The sequence below is a fragment of the Clostridium sardiniense genome, assembly GCF_050584765.1.
Taxonomy (GTDB): Bacteria; Bacillota; Clostridia; order Clostridiales; family Clostridiaceae; genus Clostridium; species Clostridium sardiniense_A.
In genome coordinates, this window is sequence record NZ_JBNOOR010000003.1 from 113,067 (window position 1) to 136,602 (window position 23,536).

At 29.8% G+C, this 23,536-nt stretch carries 17 protein-coding genes; 6 read left to right on the plus strand and 11 right to left on the minus strand.

Annotation, left to right across the window (positions count from 1 at the left end; translation table 11 throughout):
• Positions 1–26 precede the first annotated feature (26 nt).
• From ACQPUW_RS14375 to murI, 7 genes are all read right to left on the minus strand, one after another.
• The gene (locus ACQPUW_RS14375) at positions 27–3,542 is read right to left on the minus strand and encodes a S8 family serine peptidase (RefSeq protein WP_430838182.1); all 3,516 of its coding nucleotides are present in this window, start codon (positions 3,540–3,542) and stop codon (positions 27–29) included.
• 127 nt (positions 3,543–3,669) lie between these two features.
• Entirely contained in the window at positions 3,670–4,347 is a 678-nt protein-coding gene (locus tag ACQPUW_RS14380; RefSeq protein ID WP_430838183.1) for a helix-turn-helix domain-containing protein, read from the minus strand.
• A 5-nt stretch (positions 4,348–4,352) separates the two neighbouring features.
• On the minus strand, positions 4,353–4,718 hold the full coding sequence (locus ACQPUW_RS14385) for a DUF3783 domain-containing protein (RefSeq protein WP_430838184.1): 366 nt from the start codon (positions 4,716–4,718) through the stop codon (positions 4,353–4,355).
• 12 nt (positions 4,719–4,730) lie between these two features.
• On the minus strand, positions 4,731–5,255 hold the full coding sequence (locus tag ACQPUW_RS14390) for a peptidylprolyl isomerase (RefSeq protein ID WP_430838185.1): 525 nt from the start codon (positions 5,253–5,255) through the stop codon (positions 4,731–4,733).
• 201 nt (positions 5,256–5,456) lie between these two features.
• Positions 5,457–6,110, minus strand: a complete 654-nt coding sequence (locus tag ACQPUW_RS14395; RefSeq protein ID WP_430838186.1) for a DedA family protein — start codon at positions 6,108–6,110, stop codon at positions 5,457–5,459.
• Positions 6,111–6,337: 227 nt separating this feature from the next.
• Positions 6,338–6,610 carry an STAS-like domain-containing protein gene (locus tag ACQPUW_RS14400; RefSeq protein WP_430838187.1) on the minus strand — a complete coding sequence of 91 codons (273 nt, stop codon included), beginning with the start codon at positions 6,608–6,610 and terminating at the stop codon, positions 6,338–6,340.
• 249 nt (positions 6,611–6,859) lie between these two features.
• Entirely contained in the window at positions 6,860–7,633 is a 774-nt protein-coding gene (murI, locus tag ACQPUW_RS14405) for a glutamate racemase (protein ID WP_430838188.1), read from the minus strand.
• Between the two features lie 284 nt (positions 7,634–7,917).
• Here murI and ACQPUW_RS14410 point away from each other — a divergent pair, with 284 nt between their 5' ends.
• Complete coding sequence (locus ACQPUW_RS14410; protein ID WP_430838189.1) at positions 7,918–9,819, plus strand: glutamine synthetase; 1,902 nt, start codon at positions 7,918–7,920, stop codon at positions 9,817–9,819.
• A gap of 61 nt (positions 9,820–9,880) precedes the next feature.
• Here ACQPUW_RS14410 and ACQPUW_RS14415 read toward each other — a convergent pair whose 3' ends face one another.
• From ACQPUW_RS14415 to carA, 3 genes are all read right to left on the minus strand, one after another.
• Entirely contained in the window at positions 9,881–10,129 is a 249-nt protein-coding gene (locus tag ACQPUW_RS14415) for a hypothetical protein (protein ID WP_430838190.1), read from the minus strand.
• Between the two features lie 267 nt (positions 10,130–10,396).
• Entirely contained in the window at positions 10,397–13,612 is a 3,216-nt protein-coding gene (carB, locus tag ACQPUW_RS14420) for a carbamoyl-phosphate synthase (glutamine-hydrolyzing) large subunit (RefSeq protein ID WP_430838191.1), read from the minus strand.
• A 22-nt stretch (positions 13,613–13,634) separates the two neighbouring features.
• Entirely contained in the window at positions 13,635–14,684 is a 1,050-nt protein-coding gene (gene carA / locus ACQPUW_RS14425) for a glutamine-hydrolyzing carbamoyl-phosphate synthase small subunit (protein ID WP_430838192.1), read from the minus strand.
• Positions 14,685–15,154: 470 nt separating this feature from the next.
• Here carA and ACQPUW_RS14430 point away from each other — a divergent pair, with 470 nt between their 5' ends.
• The 3 genes from ACQPUW_RS14430 (at position 15,155) to ACQPUW_RS14440 (ending at position 18,687) form a co-directional block, all read left to right on the plus strand.
• Positions 15,155–15,886, plus strand: a complete 732-nt coding sequence (locus ACQPUW_RS14430; protein ID WP_430838193.1) for an ATP-binding cassette domain-containing protein — start codon at positions 15,155–15,157, stop codon at positions 15,884–15,886.
• Positions 15,879–17,057, plus strand: coding sequence for an ABC transporter permease (locus ACQPUW_RS14435; protein WP_430838194.1), 1,179 nt, complete (start codon positions 15,879–15,881; stop codon positions 17,055–17,057). The genes ACQPUW_RS14430 and ACQPUW_RS14435 overlap by 8 nt, the downstream gene beginning before the upstream one ends.
• Positions 17,058–17,322: 265 nt before the next feature.
• Complete coding sequence (locus ACQPUW_RS14440) at positions 17,323–18,687, plus strand: MATE family efflux transporter (protein WP_430838195.1); 1,365 nt, start codon at positions 17,323–17,325, stop codon at positions 18,685–18,687.
• A gap of 42 nt (positions 18,688–18,729) precedes the next feature.
• Here the strand turns inward: ACQPUW_RS14440 and ACQPUW_RS14445 are convergent, their stop codons facing one another.
• Positions 18,730–19,557, minus strand: coding sequence for a MerR family transcriptional regulator (locus ACQPUW_RS14445; RefSeq protein ID WP_430838196.1), 828 nt, complete (start codon positions 19,555–19,557; stop codon positions 18,730–18,732).
• A gap of 1,299 nt (positions 19,558–20,856) precedes the next feature.
• On the opposite strand from ACQPUW_RS14445, the gene ACQPUW_RS14450 reads away from it, so the two are divergent.
• The gene (locus tag ACQPUW_RS14450; RefSeq protein ID WP_430838197.1) at positions 20,857–21,993 is read left to right on the plus strand and encodes a betaine/proline/choline family ABC transporter ATP-binding protein; all 1,137 of its coding nucleotides are present in this window, start codon (positions 20,857–20,859) and stop codon (positions 21,991–21,993) included.
• Positions 21,986–23,533 carry a glycine betaine ABC transporter substrate-binding protein gene (locus tag ACQPUW_RS14455; RefSeq protein ID WP_430838198.1) on the plus strand — a complete coding sequence of 516 codons (1,548 nt, stop codon included), beginning with the start codon at positions 21,986–21,988 and terminating at the stop codon, positions 23,531–23,533. The genes ACQPUW_RS14450 and ACQPUW_RS14455 overlap by 8 nt, the downstream gene beginning before the upstream one ends.
• The last annotated feature ends 3 nt before the right edge of the window (positions 23,534–23,536 follow it).

Genomic DNA, 23,536 nt, shown 5'->3' on the forward strand with positions numbered 1-23,536 from the left:
TCCTTAATATTTCTTTTATAAATAACTTATGCTTTTTCATCTTCATTGGTGAAATCATTTGGTTTCCTTACAAATAAATTTCCTATATAAAATTCATCATATATAGTGCTTCTATAACCTCTAGACCTAATATTATTAAACACACCCTGCATATCAATAGTCCCATATCCCCATTCACGATTTGGATATACATCTCCTTCTCTCTTTCCAGCTCCTCTTGTTAGGTATGTCTTTATCTTTACGGAATACATAGTTGGATCATTTCCATCTACGATTCCCCATTGAAGTAGTTGTGCACAACATCCAGCAACAACCCCCCCTGCAATAGATGATCCAGATGCAACCTTAGTTCCCCCACCTGGTGACAGTACTAGTGCATTTATTCCTCCTGCTGCTATATCTGGTTTTATCCTTTCATCTCTAGTATATCCTCGCCCTGACTTTCCTACTGTGGCATTATTATTTTGATTATAATATGCAACAGCTATACATCTACGTGATGTTGATGGAAGTGCTAGCGTCGTATATGGATTTGAATTTAAAAATCTTGTACCTTCTTGAAGTAAATCTTTTTGAGGTATCCAAGAGTAACACCTTCCATCAACTATATAATCACCTATTAATTTAAATTGCCATATTCCTTCTCTTAAATTTTCTGCTTTTATAATTATTAGTTCATCCCCTGTTTGCTCTTCTGGAATTGAATATTGTATAAACATCCTTGTCCCTTCAAAGACAAACTTTATCTCCTCAGTTTGCTTCAATTTTGCTGGTATCTTTTCTATAATCTCTCCTGAGGGTGATACTATAGATAAAGATACTTTATCAGGACTATTCATCCATATTTGAAAATATAGTTCTGTTTGATTAGGAGCTATCCTAAGCTCCATTGTCGCTGTATCACCTGTTGCTGCTATAGTTGATAAAGTATGCGTATCTGCATCTCCTTGGTTCGCTGTTGTTGTAACTACAACAAGTCCTCTTCTCTTAGATATATCATCTATATATCTCTCTACAATAGAAGTTCCATCATGAGACCCTACATTAGTACCAACTGGGATATATATCACAACGGGCAGATTCCTGCTTCTAGCCACATTTAATATATATCTTATTGCTAATATCATATCTGTATTTTCATATCTTCCAACTCCGGGTGTAGTTACACCAAAATCCCTTAAATATTCCTGTGATGCTTCCTTTAGTTTTACTATTACAAAATTGCAGTCTGGCGCTGCCCCTACAAGTTCCGGATTCTTTCCCCTTGCACCAGCAAGTCCTGCCATCATAGTTCCATGTCCTATTTCATCTCTACTTTTAACAATAGAATACGGATCTCCTCCACTTAACCCTACACTTATTGCATTATTAATCTGTTCTTCTGAATATACTATTCCATACTGTGCAAAGCTTTCTGCAGTTCCATCTGTAATACTTTGATCCCATAATGATACTATCCGTGTTTTATCATCTTCTCTAGTAAACTCTGTATTCATATAATCAATTCCAGTATCAAGTATACCTACTAACACCCCTCTTCCATTTAAACCAAGATAGGGATTTTTGTGAAAGATAGGTGCATTAGATGCATACACTGGAGATATGTCATTAAGTGTATAAACCGGTGATTGTTCTACAAATACAATCTCTGGTACCGTAGAAGTTATTTTATCTATCTCATTATCAGGTGCTGCTATTACTGCAAAATTTTCATCTAATATTATTATTCGTGCATTTGGATATGCACCTATAGCTTTTTGAATATCTCCTGTATACTCAATTATTCTCCTCCCTATCTCTTGCCTATTTAAGCTTTCGAGTCCTTGTTTAAATCTCGGTAGATTTAGTGTATTCCTCAATATCTCAAAAGCATTATATGCACATACAGTTCCATACCCCCATAAAGGATTAGGATAAGTTACACTAGGTCTATCTCTTTTCGAACCTCTAACTAGGTAATTCTTTAGCCGTTCACCATATAAGAATTTATCGTTCCCTTTTACTATTCCCCACTGCATAAATAATGCAGCTATACCTGTAACATGAGGTGCTGCCATAGAAGTCCCTGTCTTAGCATCAAAATTATTATAAGGAATGGATGAGATTATCCCTTCCCCTGGAGCTATAAGTTCTGGCTTTGTATATGCTGGATCTCCACTTGCTCCCCTTCCACTAAAGCTTGATATGGTATTAGTTATATAATTATAACTTCCAACTGATATGACATTACTAACTGTCGCTGGTATTCCTAATGTATTAAAGAGTGTTGGTCTTAAAAATTTTGTATTTTTATTAAGGCCTTCTGATACAGGCATCCATATATCATAATTTCCTCTATACTCATTCAAAACATTTAATCTTATTTTCCACTCACCTGCAATAAGATATTCTCCCCCTGAAATGAATGCTATAACTACTTCTCCAAGCAAATCAAAAGGTTTAGGTCCTGACATATAAAATACAATTCTATCTCCGTCTAAATTAATTTCATTTAGCCCTTGCTCTATTCTTATTCCTCCACTTACTCTACCTGTTGGGCTTGTTATTTGAACATTTATCTCTGACAAAATATCATGATATAAAGCTAATTCTACAGATGGCTCATCATCTGCAATATTTATTGATATTGTTTGCTCGCCTCTAAGCTCTCCTCCAACATGATGTGAAGCATCCCCTTCATTACCTGCTGCTATAACTATGGTTATTCTTTCCAAATCACAGACCGTACTTATATATTTTTCTAATAGTGATTGACCATTATGTGCTCCATCATTAGTGCTTAAACTTATATTTACAGCTAAAGGCATTTTAAGCTCCTTGCTCCTATCAACCAAGAACTTAAGGCCTCTTAATATTTGAGTACTAAGGGCAAACCTTCCTCGGTTTGCTTTTACCATAATTATAGAACTCTTAGGCGCTACCCCATAATTAGCCACTGGAATTCGCCCTCCAGCACATGCTATTCCAGCAACATGAGTTCCATGTTCTACTAAATCATTTGATGGAACTATACTAGATGGATCTTCATTTAATATAGCCTCGTTTATCGTTGCTTTATTATATATAGCTCCCCCTAAACTTAAATCATAAATATACTCTATTCTTGTAGTACCATCGGCATTTCTAAATGCAGGATGCATATAATCTATTCCAGTATCTATAAATCCTACAACAACACCTTCTCCACCTACATTGTAACTGGACTGCGCTTCTGGTATACAAGCCGCTCTATTGCTATTTATATCTGAAAAATACAAAGCTTTAGGTAATTCTATATACTGTATTGCATCTAAATCTTCTAATTGATCTACTTTATCAACAGATATGGTCACTATTCCATATCCATACCCCAGGCTTTCATATTTTCCGCCTATACCATTCACAATTTGTGATATGTTATCCACACTTTCCCCACTTATTATTATAACTTCTATCGCATTTTCTCCATCAATCATATTTTCTTTAAATAAATTTAGTTTATTAATTGTATCCCTGCCTAATGCTCTATATAGTTCTAAGTAAGTATCTAACTTATTCTCCACCTCTAATTCACCTCGAGATTATTCTTATCATATACTTATTGTATGAAAGTATATGACTTTTGATAAAGGTGCTGTAAAACATATATAATAAAAAGAAAGTACATCCATAGATGTACTTTCTTTTTATTTATAGCTTAATTTCTACTCTATCTAACCTTGCTACTACCTTCATATTTCTAACTTCAACAGTCTCAGTCATAGCACTTCCTCTGTTGCTCATAAGTAATACTTTAGAATTATCTAGTCTTCTAACTTCTCTTATTTTAGTTTCTCCCTTGTAATTAACTAAGTAAAAACCATTTTGATTAAGTTCAGTAACTAAGTGCCCAAATACTAAGTCTCCCCTTAGCATTCTAAATCCACTCATTTCATCATCAGAAACTTCTAAATATATTACCTTATCTTGAGGATAACCTTCAACTTTATTTGAATGTATAGGTAATTCCTTATGTCCCTTAACATTTTTTAATTCATAATCATATATAGGAACATTCTTTAAAACTGAAGAAAAAGCATTTTCCCAAACTTCATTTGATTTATTATCTTTTTTAAAGCTAGGTTTAGATTCTTTAGCTACTCTCTTTTCTTCCATTAAATCTTCATCAGTAACTACCATATTGATATCATTTAAATCAGTATTTAGAACCTTTGAAGCTTTATTTATGAAACTTTCTTGAGCAACTTTTCTTCCCATTTCAACTTCATTTATATACTTTTCAGAAACACCAAGCTTCTTAGCTAATGCTTTTTGAGGTATATTAGCTTTAAGTCTAGCTTCCTTAATTCTATCTCCAACTCTACTCAAGACTATTACTCTCCTTTTTGCTGTTTTCTATACCATTCTCTCTCTTCTAAAAGGTGTGTAATTAGGTACTTAAATGACCAATTACGTGATACAGGTGTTACTACTGCTAGTACTCCATCCTTTACAGCTCTTCTTATTTTCTTTATTAAAATTTGAACTTCACCATCTGAGAATCCATTAAATAATATTACCTTCTCATCTGGCATTTCAACTATTTCAATAATTTCTTCATTAACAACGCCTGAAGCTATTTCATGAACTTTAAGTTCTACCATTTCTGGTTTTATTTCAATAACTTTTGCTAATAATCTTAATGAATTTATTTCATTTTTTGATAAGCCATGTACTAATAATGATTTATTATTATTCATTTAGCCCACCTCTTACTCTTCTATTACTTTAGGTTCTTTTGCTGAGTAATCTCCAAGGTCTACAGTAACCTTTTTAATTCTTTGGTCTTCGTATGGTCTATCTCCACGATCTCTTGGCTGCTTAACTATTTCATCAGCAACTTCCATTCCTTCTATAACCTTACCAAATGAAGCATATTGTCCATCTAAGTGTGGTGCATCTGCAACCATTATAAAGAATTGGCTACCAGCTGAATCTGGATGCATAGCTCTAGCCATTGATAAAACACCTTTAGTATGCTTTAAATCATTTTTAAATCCGTTTCTTGAGAATTCTCCTTTTATTGAGTATCCTGGACCACCTGTTCCTGTTCCTTCTGGACATCCCCCTTGGATCATGAATCCTGGAATTACTCTATGGAATATTAAATCATCATAGAATCCCATATTTATTAAATGTATAAAGTTATCAACTGTAGTTGGAGCTATTTCTGGGTATAACTCAGCTTTTATAACTCCTCCGTTTTCCATTTCTATTGTTACTATTGGATTTTTCATATAAATTCTCCTTTCAAAACTAAAACCTATTAACTATTATTATCCAAAAAATTTATATAAATTCATATACTTCTTAAGATAATATTTTGTTCTATATAATGAAATTATATCTCATTTATACCTATTAAACAATTACTATAGCCTATAGTATATTTTCATTAAAGAATTTAAATAAAACATACATTAAATAATCTTTTATATTTAATTTAAACTCTTTCCAGCACTCTTTCTTCCTTTAATCACTTCAATGACCGCTGGTAAAATTGATATTAAGATTATAGCTATTATAACAAGTGAGAAATTATTTGCAACAAATGGTATATTCCCAAAAAAGAATCCTAATAAAGATGCTGTTAATACCCAAAGTAATCCTCCAATTGCATTGAAAGTTATAAATTGCTTGTAATGCATTGACCCTATCCCTGCTACAAAAGGTGCAAATGTACGAACTATTGGAATAAATCTAGCTATTACAATAGTTTTTCCACCATACTTATCATAATAAGCATTTGTTTTATCTATGTATTCTTTTTTTATAAACCTTGAATCTCCACGATTTAATAGCTTCTGCCCTAGATGTTTTCCTATATTATAATTTATAGTATCTCCAAGTATTGCAGCTACTGATAAAGAAATTAGCAGTATCCAAATATTAAGTGACCCTATTGCTGCAAAGGCTGCTGCTGCAAATACTAATGAATCACCTGGTAAAAATGGTGTTACAACTAATCCTGTTTCACATAAAATTATGAAAAATAATATAACATATACTAACGTTCCATAATTATTGATTAATACTCCTAGATACTTATCTAAGTGTAACACTACGTCTATTAATCCACTTATTAAGTTCATATTATCACTCCCTAAGCTAATTTTGCTCTAAACTTTTATTGATTTTTTGTTGTAATACTTATTATAGACGTATTATGTTAATTATTAGTTAAGTAATTATAATATTAATAGATTATTATGAAATTTATTAATTCTATAAAAGCAAAAAAAAGCCACTATCTTAATATCGGAAAGATAGTGGCCTCTTATGGATCTTAATTAATATACTCATTCTATTACTCCATTTGTTAATTTAGGAAAGTAGTTCCCATTACAACTCTTGAAAAATCATTGTAGTTTGTTAAGTTCTTAACATTTACAGCGTTAAAAATTGCTTCTCTTCCATTTTGATTTATTAATTCACTGAATAGGCATGTTAAGAATGTGCTTGGTATTCTGTCTAATCCTTCAAAGTCTAAAACAACTTCATCATTTAAGTTCTCTTTTATTTGTTCTCTTAGTACTATAGCATCTTCAACAGCAAAATTTTCTCCTAAAAATTCTCTAACATTAATCATCATTACAATCACCTCATAAATTTATTTTATCTTTATTAGTTTTCTTTTTTCAAATTTTCTGACAATTCTGTCTACATATATAATATACCAACTTCCTATTTCTTTGTCAACTATTTAACAAAGTTTTTTTGAATTTTTTCTCTTCTTAATTTAATATATTCAAAATCTCTAATATGTTGACTATTTTTTAGTATTAAATTTAATAAACCGCATGTACTTTATATACATGCGGTTTATTATAAATATTATCTTCTATATACTAAGTAATTTTTTACTAAGTTCTGTTACATCATCTCTTCCACAAGAATTATAAAATTCTATTGTTCCTTTTTCATTACTATCATTTATAAGGTCTGCTTCTCCAAGTCTTCTTCTAAGCTCTCTTACAGTACCTTCGCCACCATCAATTATAGGAACATCCTCTCCTACTACTTCTGATAGGCTCTCTATTATAAATGGATAGTGAGTACAACCAAGAACTATAGCTGCTATATCTTTATCTTTATACTCTTTAAATTTATCTTTAAGATAATTTTTAAGTTCTTCGCTATCCAAATCCCCATTTTCAATAAATTCTACTAATCCATCACAAGGCATTGGAGTTATAGTAGCCTGTTCTCCATAGCTATCCATAAGCCTCTTGAATTTATTATGTGTTAGGGTAAATGGAGTAGCCATTATTATAACATCTCCATCTCTATGTAATTCAACTGCTGGCTTAACTGCTGGCTCTATACCTACTATAGGAACATCTTTGTAGACCCTTCTAAGTTCTGCAACTGCTGCACTTGTTGCTGTATTGCAAGCTACTGCTATAGCTTTAGCTCCCTTATTTAATAAAAATTCAATTGCATCAAATGTTAAATCTCTAACTTCCTTCATTTCTTTAACTCCATAAGGAGCATTTTTTGAGTCTCCAAAATATATGTAATTTTCATTAGGCATAAGTTTTAATGCTTCTCTCATTACGCTTAGCCCACCAACTCCTGAATCAAAAAAACCTATTGGTAATTGTTTCTTATTCAAAGCCTAATCACTCCACTCTTTTTCGTTTAAATTTATATACTACATATTCTATAACTTTAACTAAAATAAATCTAGATTTACTTAGTTTATTTATTTCAAATATAAAATATAATTTTTTATTAAGTTTATTGACTGACGAGATATATTGTAGTAAAATCTTTCTAAGATTTGGATTATACGAACATTTAACTAAATGTTCACAATTTCATTCGACCCTAAATTAAGAAAGGATGTGAAGCTATTCTAGATACAAATTGATAGAAAGTATCTGGAATTATACTACTATGATTGAAAATTTAATTTATACTATACCAAGCGATAAACACACTAAAAATGATATTATCGAGATTATGTCTAAAAACCCTCAAGTTAAATTTGTTTCTTTAGTCGGAATAGATTTATCGGGGAATGATACTGACGAAAAAATTCCTATGACCTTATTCTTAGATGATATCGACTCTTTCTTAAATGGCGTTGCTGTTCAAACTGACGGTTCTTCCGTTGTCCTTCCTGGAATTGCCACTCTTAATAACGCTAAAGTTGATATGATTGCAGACCTAGACTGTAATTGGTTCGTTGACTACAACTACGATAACATAGACCCAATGACTAACAGACCTGTTGGTACTCTTAAAATCCCTTGTTTTTTATATCACGACAACAAGCCTGTTGATTCAAGATATATCTTAAAATCATCCATTGAAACTTTCAAAAAATCTCTTTGGGAAGCATTTGATAAAAATCCTAAATTATTAGATACATACAATATAACTAAAGATGATGTAGAAGAAATTGTTCTTACTTCAGCTACTGAGTTAGAATTCTGGGTAAAAACACCAAATAATATAGCTCAAATAGAAGAATTATCAACTTCACAGGTTTTACACGAACAATATTGGACTAGAACTAAAGGTAATGTAAGAACTGCTTTAGAACAAACATTAGATTTAATGGATAAGTACGGATTTGAGCCAGAAATGGGTCATAAAGAAGTTGGTGGTGTTAGAGCTCAATTAGAAAGTTCAGGAAAATTCAATCATATAATGGAACAGTTAGAGGTTGACTGGAAATTCTCTTCAGCATTACAAGCTGCTGATAATGAATTATTTGTTAGAATATTAATCCAAGAAACATTCAGAAGAAACGGACTTGATGTAACATTCATGGCTAAACCAATAGATGGAGTTGCTGGATCTGGTATGCACACTCACCTAGGAGTTAGTGCTAAGTTAAAGGACGGAAGTAGAATTAACTTATTCCACGTTGGAAAAGAGCACTTCTTAAGTGAAATAGGATATGGAGCTGTAATGGGAGTACTTAAAAATTATGAAGTAATGAATCCATTTATTTCTTCAACTAATAATTCACTTAAAAGATTAAAGCCTGGATTTGAGGCCCCTATATGTACTGTTACATCTTTAGGATTAGCACCTGATAATCCTTCAAGAAATAGAACAATACTTATAGGATTAATAAGAGATCTTGATAAGCCTATGGCTACTAGATTTGAACTTAGATCACCAAATCCTCATACAAATACATATCTTGCTATAGCAGTCTCTTATACAGCTATGCTTGATGGTATATTATATGCTGCAAATTCTAATAAATCAAAAGATGATTTATTAAAAGAATTATCAAAAAAACCTGGTGAAGATGCTGATTACTTAGAAAAAGGAAGAGCCTATAGAACTGAAGAAGATGTATTTGAAGATTTCACTGAAGAAGAAAGAAGTGAATATTTCGGGAAAGCTCCTGCAACAGTTTTTGAAAATTTAGCTCAACTTGAAGCTAATCCGGAAAAGGTTAATGTATTAAAGAAAAACCCAGTATTTACTGATCAAATAATAGAAAGCTTTAAAATAGCAGCATTAAGTAGATGGGCTACTGAAATAGAATATAGAGTAATAACTAACTATATGAAAGAAATAAGAGCTAGTAGAATTCTTCATGCACCTGAAAAAGCTCTTGATTTAGATATTTCAAGATGGACAGAAATAAATAAGCTAAGACATACTTTACTTAAAGATACTTATAATAGTAAATCATTATTCACTAGCACTAAAGATGCATTTAAAAATAATGATTATGAATTAGCTTCAAACTTATACTTACAAGTTGAAGATTCTATGAGTGAATTAAGAGAACTTTATTCATCATATGAAAAGAATTTATTAGACCTATAAAATTAATTAAAAAAGACTAGATTAAATATCTAGTCTTTTTATTTTTATATTAATTTTTATATTAATTTTGATACATCCTAGCTGAATAGTCTTTGCCATGTCTAAAAGGATTATTATTTACTATCTCTTCAGCTTCTTTAAAATCTCTAGCCTTAAAAACTATAGTCCATCCATTTTTATCATACTTACCTGCACACATTAAGTATTTTTTTGAACTTCCAAAGTTTCCTTGTCTATCAATAATTAAGCTATTGCTTTCACCTATATTTTTATAGTTTAATTTTACAAAAACGCCTGAATCTGATTTCATAAATAACACTCCTTCTGCACGAACATACGTTTGATTACATTTTATCGAACGCAGGTTCGCATGTCAACATATTTTTCTCTTATGTTAACAATATATGTACCCATTTTCTAAATATTCCTAATTATTTTTTCACTTTTATAAATTTACTTAATTTACAATAAAAGAGAGTATATTGCTCCCTAAATATTCATAGTATTTAAAACTATAAATATAACAATAAACTCTCTTATATAAAGTAAGTGTAGTCTTATTTTTTTATAATCAATCTTAAATTTCAGCTATATTAAATACTTCTAAATTGCTCTCATTTTCAAAATGTTTGTTCTTAACATCAATTATAGCCTTTAATGTATCAAGTGCTGTTATAACCCCTATATTTCTCTCTACAGCAGCTCTTCTTATTAAGAAACCATCTCTCTTTGAATCATTTCCTTTAGTTGGCGTATTTATTACTAAATCCACTTCCTTATTCTTAACAACATCTAATATATTTGGTCTTTCTTCATTTAACTTTCTTACTTCTTCTACATCAACACCATGCTCTCTTAAAAGCTTACAAGTTCCTTCTGTTGATACAAATTTATATCCAAGTTTTGAAAGTTCTACTGCCATTTTTAAGAATTCCTCTTTATCATGATTTTTAATTGTTGCAAGTATCTTTCCCTTTTCCATTCCTGGGAACATACTAGCTCCAACAAACCCTTTATATAGAGCTTCTTCTATAGTTCTACCTATTCCTAATACTTCCCCTGTAGATTTCATTTCAGGCCCTAATGATACCTCTACATTTGGAAGCTTTTGAGTTGAGAATACCGGAACCTTTACTGATACTAATTCTGGCTCTTTATAAACATCTACTCCGTAACCTAAATCTTTAATCTTATATCCAAGCATAGCCTTTGTTGCAAGGTCTACTATTGGTACTCCAGATACTTTACTTATATATGGTACTGTTCTTGATGCTCTTGGATTAACTTCTATTACATATAATTGCCCCTCAAATTCGATAAACTGTATGTTTATCATTCCCTTTATTCCTATTGCTAAAGCGAGCTTCTTAGTATATTCTAATACCTTCCCCTTAATTTCATCACTTATATTTTGACTTGGATACATAGTAACACTATCCCCTGAGTGTACTCCTGCTCTTTCTAAGTGTTCCATTATTCCTGGTATTAATATATCTTCTCCATCTGATATTGCATCTATTTCGATTTCTCTACCCATTAAATACTTATCTATTAATATAGGATTTTTAGTATCTTTTATAAATGCATTTTTAAGGTAGTATGTTAATTCCTCTTCATCATGAGTTATTTCCATACCTTGACCACCAATTACATATGAAGGTCTAACAAGTACTGGGAATCCAAGTCTTCTTGCTTCTTCTAATCCGTCTTCTAGTGACCATATCCCTTTACCTTTAGGTCTTGAAACTCCAAGTTCTTCTAATAATTCATCAAACTTTTCTCTATCTTCAGCCATATCTATTTGATCCGCTGTAGTTCCAAGTGCTGGTATATCTTTTTCTTTTAAGAAATTAGCAAGTTTTATTGCAGTTTGGCCACCAAATTGAAGTATAACTCCATCTGGATTTTCTTTTTCTACTATATTAAGTACATCTTCTTCTGTTAATGGTTCAAAGTATAACTTATCTGATATATCAAAATCTGTACTTACTGTTTCTGGATTATTATTAACTATTATAGTTTCTATTCCCATATTTTTAAGTGATTTTACACAATGTACAGATGCATAGTCAAACTCAACTCCTTGTCCTATTCTTATTGGACCTGAACCTATAACTATCACTTTCTTTTTATCTTTATTTACTGTAACTTCATCATATTGCTCATAAGTTGAGTAATAGTATGGTGATAAGGCTTCAAATTCGCCTGCGCAAGTATCGACCATTTTATATGAAGGTTTTATATTCCATATATCTCTTAATCTATAAACATCCTCTGGACTAACTTCTAGGAAATCTGCAATTGCCTTATCTGAGAATCCCTTTTTCTTTAAGTTTAATAACCATTCTTTATCTAAATCTTCTATGTGACTTAATTTTAATCTTTGTTCTTCATTTACTATCCACTTTATTTTATCTACAAAGAATCTATCTATTCCAGTTATTTGAGATACCATATCAACTCTATAGTCTCTTCTAAGCATTTCTGCAAGTGCAAAGATTCTTTCATCATCTGGAGTTACTACTCTTTCCTTTAATTCTTGCATGCTTAAATCTCTAAACTTTTTAAAGTCTAATGAATATCTTCCTATTTCTAAGCTCCTTATTCCTTTTAAGAATGCTTGCTCGAAATTAGCTCCTATAGCCATTATTTCTCCAGTTGCCATCATCTTTGTTCCAAGGGCTCTATCTGCACTGAAGAATTTATCAAAAGGCCACTTTGGTATCTTACATACAACATAATCAAGTGTTGGTTCAAAACATGCATATGTTTTTTGTGTAACTGCATTTTTAATTTCATCTAAGCCATATCCAAGTGCTATCTTCGCTGCAAGTTTTGCTATTGGATATCCTGTTGCTTTTGATGCTAAGGCTGATGATCTTGAAACTCTTGGATTTATTTCTATTACTGCATATTCAAAGCTTTCTGGGTGAAGAGCAAATTGTACGTTACATCCACCTTCAATTCCTACAGAATTTATAATATTAATTGATGCAGTTCTAAGCATTTGATATTCTTTATCTGATAATGTTTGAGATGGTGCAACAACTATACTATCTCCTGTATGTATTCCAACTGGGTCTATGTTTTCCATATTACATACAGTTATACAGTTTCCGTATGAATCTCTCATTACCTCATACTCAACTTCTCTCCAGCCCTTAACTGATTTCTCTAAAAGAACTTGTCCTATAGTACTTAACTGTAATCCTGATTCTAATATTTCTTTTAATTCCTCTTCAGTTTCAGCAATACCTCCACCTGTTCCACCTAATGTATAAGCAGGTCTTACTATAACTGGGTATCCTATCTTATTTGCAAAAGCCATTCCAGCCTCTAAATCAGTTATTATCTCACTTTGTATAACTGGTTCATTGATTCTATTCATCATATTTCTAAATAGTTCTCTATCTTCACCCTCTTTTATAGATTCGATAGATGTACCTATTACTTTTACATTATATTTATCTAAAATTCCAGCATCATAAAGCTCTACTGCTAGGTTTAGACCTGTTTGTCCACCCATTCCTGCAAGTAAGCTATCTGGTTTTTCTTTTTCTATTACTTTTTCAACAAATTCTAAAGTTAATGGCTCTAAATAAACTTTATCTGCTACCTCTTTATCTGTCATTATAGTTGCAGGATTTGAATTTATTAATACAACTTCCATTCCTTCTTCTTTTAAAGCTTGGCAAGCTTGAGTTCCTGAGTAATCAAACTCCGCAGCTTGACCTATTATAATTGGGCCTGAACCTATAACTAATACTTTTTTTATATCTTTATTTAATGGCATAACTTTAAACCTCCTAATAATCTTATAGTGCGTAATTTAAGAATCTATCAAATATATATTCTGAATCCTTTGGACCTGCTGATGCCTCTGGATGGAATTGAACTGAGTATATTGGCATTGTCTTATGCTTTAATCCTTCAATAGTTCCATCATTGATGTTTATGTGAGTTGCCTCTACATCTTCTGGCATACTATTTACTACATATCCATGATTCTGTGAGGTTATGTGTACTTTTCCTGTTTCTAAATCTTTTACTGGATGGTTTCCACCTCTATGTCCAAATTTTAATTTAGTTGTATTTCCACCTAAGCTTAATGCTAAAAGTTGATGCCCTAGACATATTCCAACTATAGGTTTCTTTCCTATTATATTTTTTATTGTTTGTATTTCATATTCTAAATCTTGAGGATCCCCAGGACCATTTGATACGAATACTAGATCTGGATTTACATTAAGTATTTCTTCTGCTGATGCATTTGATGGGAATACAGTAAGTCTGCATCCTCTTTTTCTAAAACATCTTATTATATTTTGCTTTATTCCATAATCTATTATCGCTACATGTTTACCTTCTCCTGGAATCTCATACCTTTCTTTTGTAGTAACTATATGTACTGCCTCTTTATTTGAAAAGCTATTTAATTTTTCACTAACATCATCTAAATTTGAATCATCTAAAACAATTATTCCCTTCATTGTTCCATTGTTTCTTAATATCTTAGTTAGTGCTCTTGTGTCTATTCCTTCAAGACCTATTATTTTGTTTTGTTTTAAATAATCATCTAAAGTTAATTCACATCTAAAGTTATTTGGCATATTGCATTTTTCCCTAACTATAAACCCTTTAACCTGTGGCTTGCTTGACTCAACATCCTCTAAATTAACTCCATAATTTCCTATTAAAGGATATGTCATTGTAACTATTTGACCATAATATGATGGATCAGTTAAAACCTCTTGATATCCAGTCATACCTGTAGTAAAAACTACTTCTCCTACATTTTCTTTTAAGTATCCAAATGGATTTCCTTCAAAGACCATACCATTTTCTAATATAAGCTTTGCTTTCATGCTTAGCCCTCCTCTAAACTATTAGTTAGTTGCTAAAAATACACTTTAAAAGATAAATCTCAATAATTTTTTATAAAAAAAAGGACAATAAAGAGACCACAACATTTTAAATTGCTATCCTTATTATCCTCGTATGTTCACCGTTATTTAAATTTATCTTTAAAGACAAAGCTATGATATTCATATTTCTCAATAACATAGTTGCATACTCCTTTCTGGCCTCACAGGACCAATTTAAAGTGTATCTTAACTTCAAATTTATTCTTTTTTACTATTTTAATTTATGGCCACTACCATGTCAAGAAATTTCTTTAAATCATTTCCAATTCAACGCACCGCATAATACAATTATTAATATTGTTTAAAAAGTTATTAAATACTATTTACATCAACTTTTTATAGTAGTATAATTTCCTTAACATCTAAAATATGGTAATATTTTAAATGAGTATATTATAAGGGGGAAATTCATGTTACAGGTAAAAAATTTAACCAAAACATTTAAGAAAAATACCGTTGTTAATGACGTTACATTCACCGTGAATCCAGGTGAAATTGTTGGTCTTTTAGGGGAAAACGGTGCTGGTAAAACTACTACTCTTAGAATGATCTCTACAATGCTAAAAATCACTTCTGGCGAGGCTATAGTAAATAACTATTCTGCTTCTACAGATCCTATTAAAGTAAGAAAGGAAATAGGAATCCTTTTTGGAGGAGATGTTGGTCTTTATGATAGATTAACAGCAAGAGAAAATATAAGATATTTTGCAAATCTTTATGGTATTGACGACAAGGAAGCTGATAAAAGAATTGATGAACTATCTAGAAGATTTCAAATGGATGAATACATCAATAAAAGAGTAGCAAAATTTTCTAGAGGTATGAAACAGAAAGTATCTATTGCACGTTCAATAGTGCATAGTCCCAGTGTTATGTTATTTGATGAACCATCTACAGGACTAGATGTTACTGCTGCAAGAAGAATACAAGAATTTATACTTAGTTGCAAAGAAGAAGGTAAAACTATTCTTTTCTCTAGTCACTCCATGGCAGAAGTTGAAAAACTTTGTGATAGAGTTGTAATTATAAATAAAGGTAAACTTATAGAAAATTGCTCAATAGATAGCCTTAAATCAAAATATAACAATAATAACTTAGAAGATGTTTTTGTATCTTTAATTGGAGGTAATAAGCATGAGTAATTTTATGATTATTTTAAAGAAAGAACTTAAAGATATATTCCGTGATAAAAAAACTATTATATTTTCTATATTACTTCCAATATTAATTTTTCCAATAATATTTAATGTTATGTTTAAAGGTATGGAAAGTACCACTAAAAAGGCAACAGAAAATATAAATATATGTCTTGAAGGTGACGTAAATTCAAGTGCCGCAAATCTACTTAAATCTCAAGAAAATATAACTATAAAAGCTGTTGATAATCCTACAGAAGCACTACAAAATGGAGATATTCAACTTATTGTATCAATTCCAAATAATTTTGATGAAAAAATTAAAAAGGGTGAACATTTAACAATCCCAATCTCTGTTGATGAGAACTCTAATAATTCTGCTATAGCCTCAAATGTAGTTCAAAAATTATTAGGAGGGCTATCAGACAAAATAGTTACTGATAAGCTAAAAGCACAAGGAATAGATAAGGATTCTCTTACACCATTTTTATTAGATGTTAAATCTGGCTTAAGTGATAGTGCTGGAAATGGTGCAGCTAACGGATTCTTAGGAATGATTCCATCACTTATAGTAATACTTATGATATCACCAACACTTGCAATAGCTGCAGACTTAGGTGCTGGCGAGAAAGAAAGAAATACTTTAGAGCCATTGCTTTCAACTTCATGTAATAGAAGTGCTCTTTTGTGGGGAAAAATAGTTGCCATGAGTATAGTATCAGCTCTTGCACTTATATTGAGTATAGGATCTATATATTTCTCTATGCAAAATATACCTGGCCTTGAGGAAGGATTTTCACTAGGATTAAATACAACAGGTATAATACTTATATTATTAGTATCATTCCTGCTATTAATTGCAATTTGCTCATTAGAAACTTGTGTTAGTCTATATGCAAAATCAGTTAAAGAAGCTGGAACTTATCTATCTGGTCTTGTAATGCCATTTATGATTCTTTCATATGTTCCTGTATTTATGGATGCAAAAAATACATCTATGCTTATCTTTAATATTCCAGTTGCAAATTCAGTTGCTCTCATGAAAGAAGTTATGGTAGGAGTTTATAATCCAACTCATATAGGAATAGTTGTAGGCTGGCATATAGTTTATGTAATTGCTGCCGTTTTATTTGCTAAATACATGTTCTCAAGAGAAGAGGTTATATTTAGAGCTTAAATATTTTAAAGAAGGCTATTAAAAATAGCCTTCTTCAATCTTACTTAAATTAATTTTTATGAATAACCTTCAAATTAGATTTAATCTAATTTGAAGGTTATTTTTTTTAATTAAATTCTATATATAAAAGGTATTGACATTGGAGTTACTCTACTCTTTATAATTTAAAACAATTAGAAATTTAAAACTAATTAATTTAAAGTTTTTATGTAAGGAGTTTTTTTATGAAATTAGGATGTAGTAGTTTATCATGGAGGACAAATGGATGAATGAAAATATTTTAGGCACAGAAAAAATCACAAAATTATTTGCAAAGTTTTCAATTCCTGCAATTATTGCCATGTTAATTGCAGGAATGCAGTCAGTAGTAGATGGGATATTTGTTGGTAATTTCGTATCTTCTAATGCTATGGCAAGCGTTAGTATAGGAGCTCCATTTATGCAAATAGTAATAGGTGTATCAATGCTTGTTAGTGTGGGAGCTTTAAGCTATATGGGAAGAAGTCTTGGTGAAAATAAAATAGAACAGGCACAGGATATTTTTAAAACATCTTTTATATCATTATCGATAGTAGCTGTTTTTTTCACTATTATAGGTTTTTTATTTAGTTCTAATATAGCAAAATTCTTTGGAGCAAATGAAGTTTTATTAAGTGAGGTAAGCTTATATATAAAAACTATATCTATTTGTATATTGCCTATGTCTCTTGCATTTTTATTTGGGTTTTCAAATAGATTGCTTGGAAAACCTGATCTGTATTTTAAAGGTATGGTATTAAGTTTAATAACTAATATAACTTTAAACTTTATTCTTATAAAAATATTAAAATTAGGAATAGTTGGAGCTGCACTTGCAACTGGGATCTCTTATTCATCAGTTTTTTTAGTAGTTGTACATCCGTTAATAAAGAAAAATAGTTTAATAAATATATTTATCGGAAATTTTAAAAAAACTATTATAATTCCAGTTGCATATAATGGACTATCAGAAGCTATAGCATCTGTTACAGCTGCAATTTCTGCATTTCTATTTAACATGGCTTTCATAAAATTTGCTGGTGAAGATGGAGTAACTGCATTTTCAAGTATTGGATACGTAACACAATTTGGCTCATTGATTATATTTGGAATAGGAGATGGGATTTCTTCAATAATAAGTTATAATTATGGAGCAAAATATATGGATAGAGTTAAATCCATTTTTAATCTTGCTATGAAAATAGCATTATGTGTAGGAACCCTAACATTTATTTGTGTATTTTTCTTTAGTGAGAATCTAGTTAAAATTTTTGTTCCATCTAACTATGAGGTTATAAATATAGCTGTATCTGGTTCTAAAATTTATGCATTAGCATACCTAATAATTGCAATAACAACACTTTCTTCTTCATATTTTACAGCAATAGGATATGCTAAAGAATCAGTTATAATTGCTCTAAGTAGAGGGTTAATTTTTATAACAATTGGAATTACGGTTCTTCCATCAATATTTGGAATAAATGGAGTTTGGCTTACAATCCCCTTCTCTGAGTTTATGACATTATTTATTTGTTTGCACTTAAATAAGAAATATGGGATAAATAAACTTTTAGAATATGAAGAAAGCTCAGGCTTAACAGTGACAAAATAATATAAAATAGCTATATCAAAATTGATATAGCTATTTTACTTATTAATTAATTTTAATGTCTATATTTACAAAATATTTAGCATCATTATCTTTTTGAGGTAAATAAAAATCATATTTTATCAATGCATAACTTGATTTATTAGAATTAAAATGCTTATTTAAATCAATTATATATTTGTCAATTTGATTTGAACTTCCATAGAAATTAACATTAATAAAATTACCAGAAATATTTTTTTTTAAATTTTTATTCATCTCAATAGAACTGTGATTTTCTATGTAAAGTTTTATTTTTTCATTTTCTTTAAAAAATATAAGATTGCTTTCTTCTTCAATAGCTTGATTTTTATTTATATTAAAATAATATAAAGATGGAGTATCTTTTAAATAAATAAGATTTTTTTCTATTTCTGTATTGATATCAGAAGTGTTATTTTTAGATGTTAAAACATTTTTTATATCAATACCATATAAGGTATAATCCTTTTTAGTTAAATTTAAGTTCCTAAAGTCATATTCATTTTTAAAGTTTAACACCTGTTTTAATATATCTTCACTATTACTTAATGAGCATTTTAATTTTTCTAACTCTTTTTGCTTATTTTCTATTAAAGTTTTTTGTGTTTGTATTAAATCTATATATCTATTAATATCTCCGCCCTCTATTGTACTCTTTATATCTAATAATGGCACTCCTAAAGACTTTATACCAATAATTAATCCTAGCTGTTCTAAGTCCTTTAAATCATAGAATCTATATTTGTTATTTTCATTTACTTCAGGTTTTAAAATATCGATTTTATCATAATATCTTAAAGTATCTTTACTTATCTTAAATATTTTGCTTACTTCACCTATTGATAATTTCATGCTAAATACCTCTTTTATTAAAGTTATTTTCAAAGTAAATAATACCATATAAAAGTAATTTTTTGTAATATATTAATATGAATTATCTCTTACTAAACAATATATTAGTCAGTTAACTTAAATTTTTGAAAAAATACAAAATAACAGATTTGCAAATTACCTTCCAAAGTCTTTTTAATAAATTAAAATTAAATTTAGTGGGAGGCAGTTACATTAGCATTAAATAGAGATAAAACAATTGTTATTGCTAAATTAAATATCTTTGATTTATTAGCTCCTGCTGGACATAATAAAGTAAGACAAACTCCTTTACAATGCTCTGTGGATAGCACAGCCCTTGATGATTATGTTTAAAAAAGATATTAATAAACTAAAGAAGAAACTCTATTAAATAATAAAGTTTTTTCTTTAGTTTATATATAAAATGTCATATAATATTATATGTAATATTTTACATATAAGGAGATTCTTTATGGAATTAAGTAGAAAATGTATTATTTTTAATATAATTAAATTCTTATGTTTTGCAGGTATTGTTATATTATCCTTTGGATATACAGAAATGTCTTTTAAATATTATTTAATAACGGCAGACATTCGTGAATTATATATAATATTTTCTATAATAATTTCTTTTTTTATTGGTGATTTATTTATAAAACTTCTACAAAAAAAGAAATTATTATTTTTTATAGTTAATATATTATTGTTATATATTGTTATAAAATTTAGCTTTACACTTATATTTGTAGGTATGAGTTTATGTATTATTTATATGTATATATCTTTTGAACTTAGTATGAAATATTTTATTGACTTTTTTATAAAGGAAAGTAAATTAGTTTATATTGTATTGTCATTACTAAATTTCTTTATTTTAGTTTTTATTTGTGCATTCCTATCATAATATAATTTTTTAGTTCTATATTGTATAAAGGAAGGAAAAGTATATCTAGAATATAGGAAGAAAAAACTATAGAACGTGCCTTTGCTAACGCAAAGGAAAGGCACGGAATGAAATTTACTAACTTAAGAAGCTTGGTAAAAATTAAATTTGAGACCACGCTTATTTTTGAATGTATGGATTTGAAAAAGAACTAAAGAAGGTTATTTATAAGTAACCTTCTTTTTTTATGCTTTTTTATAATAAAATATTTAATTTATTCGAATAATATAACTGATAGATTTCAGCATATTAATGAATTTTATTTGAAATTTATGAACTTTAATGATATAATCACAACTAGCAACTTTAATTTAAGTATTAAGTTGTCAGTTGTCGAAAAAGGGGGCTTTTTTGTGATAGAGATAAAAAACGTATCAAAAAAATTAGGCAATAGACTGATATTAGATGATATTTCACTTTCAATAGAAAGTGGTAGCTTAGTTGTTTTAATAGGTTCAAGTGGATGCGGAAAAACTACGACACTTAAGCTTATAAATAAATTAATTACGCCAACTTCTGGTGAAATATTTATTGATGGTAAACCATTGTCTAAGGAAAATACAATAGACCTTAGAAGAAGAATTGGTTATGTAATACAAAATACTGGATTATTTCCACACTTAACTATAAAAGAAAATATAGAGCTTATTCCGAAACTTAAAAAGGAAAAGTCTATTAAAGATATTGAGGAATCTACAGTAAAACTTTTAAATATGGTAGGACTTGATCCTGAAATCTATTTAAATAAATATCCATCAGAACTTAGTGGAGGACAGCAGCAAAGAATTGGGGTCGCAAGAGCATTTGCTACTGATGCCGAAATTATACTTATGGATGAACCTTTTAGTGCATTAGATCCAATAACTCGTACTTCTCTTCAAGAAGAGTTATTCTCTCTTCATGAGGAATTAAAGAAAACAATAATATTTGTTACACACGATATGGATGAAGCACTAAAAATTGCAGATAAGATTTGTATTATGAAGAATGGTAAAGTAGCTCAGTATGATACACCTGAAAATATACTTAGAAATCCTGCTGATGACTTTATTAGAGACTTCATTGGTTCTGATAGAGTTTGGAACAATCCAGAGTTTATTAAAGCTGATGATATTATGATTAAAAATCCAGTTGCAGTTAAGGGCTCAAGAACTATACTTCAAGGTATAGAAATAATGAGAACTAGTAAAGTTGATAGTCTTTTAGTTGTTGATAAAGATCATATACTAAGAGGAATAGTTACAGTAAAAGATATAAAATCTACTCATGAAAAATCTACACCTTTAGATAAAGTTATGAGTACAGAATTACTTACTGTAAATGAAAATGATAATTTAGTAGATATTTTAGCTACTATGAATGAACATTCCGTTGGATATGTTCCAGTTACTAATTCATCTAACAAATTAGTTGGTTTAATAACTAGAAGTAGTTTACTTTCAGTTTTAAGTGAACAATTCCTTGAGATGGAGGTGAGTGTTCTTGGATAGTTTCTTTCAATTTATAATTTCACAAAAGGATCAAATACTTGACCTTTTAGTTCAACATATTTCATTAACACTTACCGCTATATTAATAGCAATCTTAGTCGGTGTTCCACTTGGAATAATAGTATCTAGAGTATCATTCCTTAGAAAACCTATAGTAGGTTTTGTAAACTTAATTCAAGCAGTACCATCAATGGCATTACTTGGTCTTCTTATTCCCTTACTTGGTATAGGCAGTACTCCTGCAATATTCATGGTTGTTATTTATTCATTGCTTCCTATTGTTAAGAATACTTATACAGGTCTTACTAGTATAGATCCAGTAATTTTAGAATCTGCTAAAGGTATTGGACTTACAAGTAATCAAACTTTGTTTAGAATTCAGTTACCTCTCGCACTTCCAATAATAATGGCAGGTGTTAGAATATCAGCTGTTACTGCTGTTGGTCTTATGACTCTAGCTGCATTTATAGGTGCTGGTGGTCTTGGTTACTTAGTATTCTCAGGAGTTCAAACTGTTAATAACAACATGATATTAGCTGGTGCTATTCCCGCTTGTATACTTGCTTTAATAGTAGACTATATATTTGGTAAGATAGAAGTTGCAGTTACTCCAAAAGGATTAAATCCTGGTTCTCCTAAAAAGAATCTTCTTGTTCTTAAAATAATTGGTGTTATACTTGCTATATTAGTTTTATTTACGGCATTTAATTCAATATTTTCAAATAAAAAAGATACTATAACAATTGGCTCAAAGAACTTTACAGAGCAACTTATACTTGGAAATATGTATGCTGATTTAGTTGAAGCCAAAACTGATTTAAATGTAGAGAGAAAACTTAATCTTGGTGGTACATCAGTAGCCTTTGGAGCCGTACAATCTGGTGATTTAGATATGTATGCTGACTATACTGGTACTCTTTTATTAAATGTAATGAAAGAACAGCCAATAAAGGATAATGCTAAGGCTTATGATCATATAAAAGATGTTATGAACAGTAAATATGGAATAACTTTATTAGATCCAATTGGATTTAATAACACATATACATTAGCTATGAAGCCTGAAGTGGCAGAAAAATATAATATAAATACATTGTCTGATTTAGCTAAGCATAGTAAGGATTTTGTCCTTTCTCCAACAATAGAATTCGAAAATAGAGATGATGGTTTAGTTGGTTTATCAAAGTTCTATAATATGAACTTTAAAAATGTTAAGGCAATGGATGGAAGTCTTAGATATTCAGCATTGGCCAATAACGAATCTCAAGTTGTTGATGCCTTTTCAACTGATGGTCTTTTAAAGAAATTTAACCTTAAGGTATTAAAGGATGATAAAGGATTCTTCTCTCCTTACAATGCAGTACCTTTAGTTAATAATAAGACTTTAGAAGAACATCCTGAACTTAAGGATGTATTTAATTCATTATCTGGGAAAATCGATGAAAAGACTATGATAGATCTTAACTATCAAGTAGATGAACTTGGAAAATCCCCGGAAGAAGTTGCACATAAATTCCTAGTTGATCAAGGTTTAATTTAATTA

What these genes read in the sequence shown, in the direction of transcription:
- ACQPUW_RS14430 (WP_430838193.1), top strand. Translation starts at nt 15,155, where the DNA reads ATGTTACAGGTAAAAAATTTAACCAAAACATTTAAGAAAAATACCGTT.
- ACQPUW_RS14400 (WP_430838187.1), bottom strand. Translation starts at nt 6,610, where the DNA reads ATGATGATTAATGTTAGAGAATTTTTAGGAGAAAATTTTGCTGTTGAA.
- ACQPUW_RS14395 (WP_430838186.1), bottom strand. Translation starts at nt 6,110, where the DNA reads ATGAACTTAATAAGTGGATTAATAGACGTAGTGTTACACTTAGATAAG.
- carA (WP_430838192.1), bottom strand. Translation starts at nt 14,684, where the DNA reads ATGAAAGCAAAGCTTATATTAGAAAATGGTATGGTCTTTGAAGGAAAT.
- ACQPUW_RS14445 (WP_430838196.1), bottom strand. Translation starts at nt 19,557, where the DNA reads ATGAAATTATCAATAGGTGAAGTAAGCAAAATATTTAAGATAAGTAAA.
- ACQPUW_RS14415 (WP_430838190.1), bottom strand. Translation starts at nt 10,129, where the DNA reads ATGAAATCAGATTCAGGCGTTTTTGTAAAATTAAACTATAAAAATATA.
- ACQPUW_RS14390 (WP_430838185.1), bottom strand. Translation starts at nt 5,255, where the DNA reads ATGAAAAATCCAATAGTAACAATAGAAATGGAAAACGGAGGAGTTATA.
- ACQPUW_RS14440 (WP_430838195.1), top strand. Translation starts at nt 17,323, where the DNA reads ATGAATGAAAATATTTTAGGCACAGAAAAAATCACAAAATTATTTGCA.
- carB (WP_430838191.1), bottom strand. Translation starts at nt 13,612, where the DNA reads ATGCCATTAAATAAAGATATAAAAAAAGTATTAGTTATAGGTTCAGGC.
- ACQPUW_RS14385 (WP_430838184.1), bottom strand. Translation starts at nt 4,718, where the DNA reads ATGAATAATAATAAATCATTATTAGTACATGGCTTATCAAAAAATGAA.
- ACQPUW_RS14435 (WP_430838194.1), top strand. Translation starts at nt 15,879, where the DNA reads ATGAGTAATTTTATGATTATTTTAAAGAAAGAACTTAAAGATATATTC.
- ACQPUW_RS14410 (WP_430838189.1), top strand. Translation starts at nt 7,918, where the DNA reads ATGATTGAAAATTTAATTTATACTATACCAAGCGATAAACACACTAAA.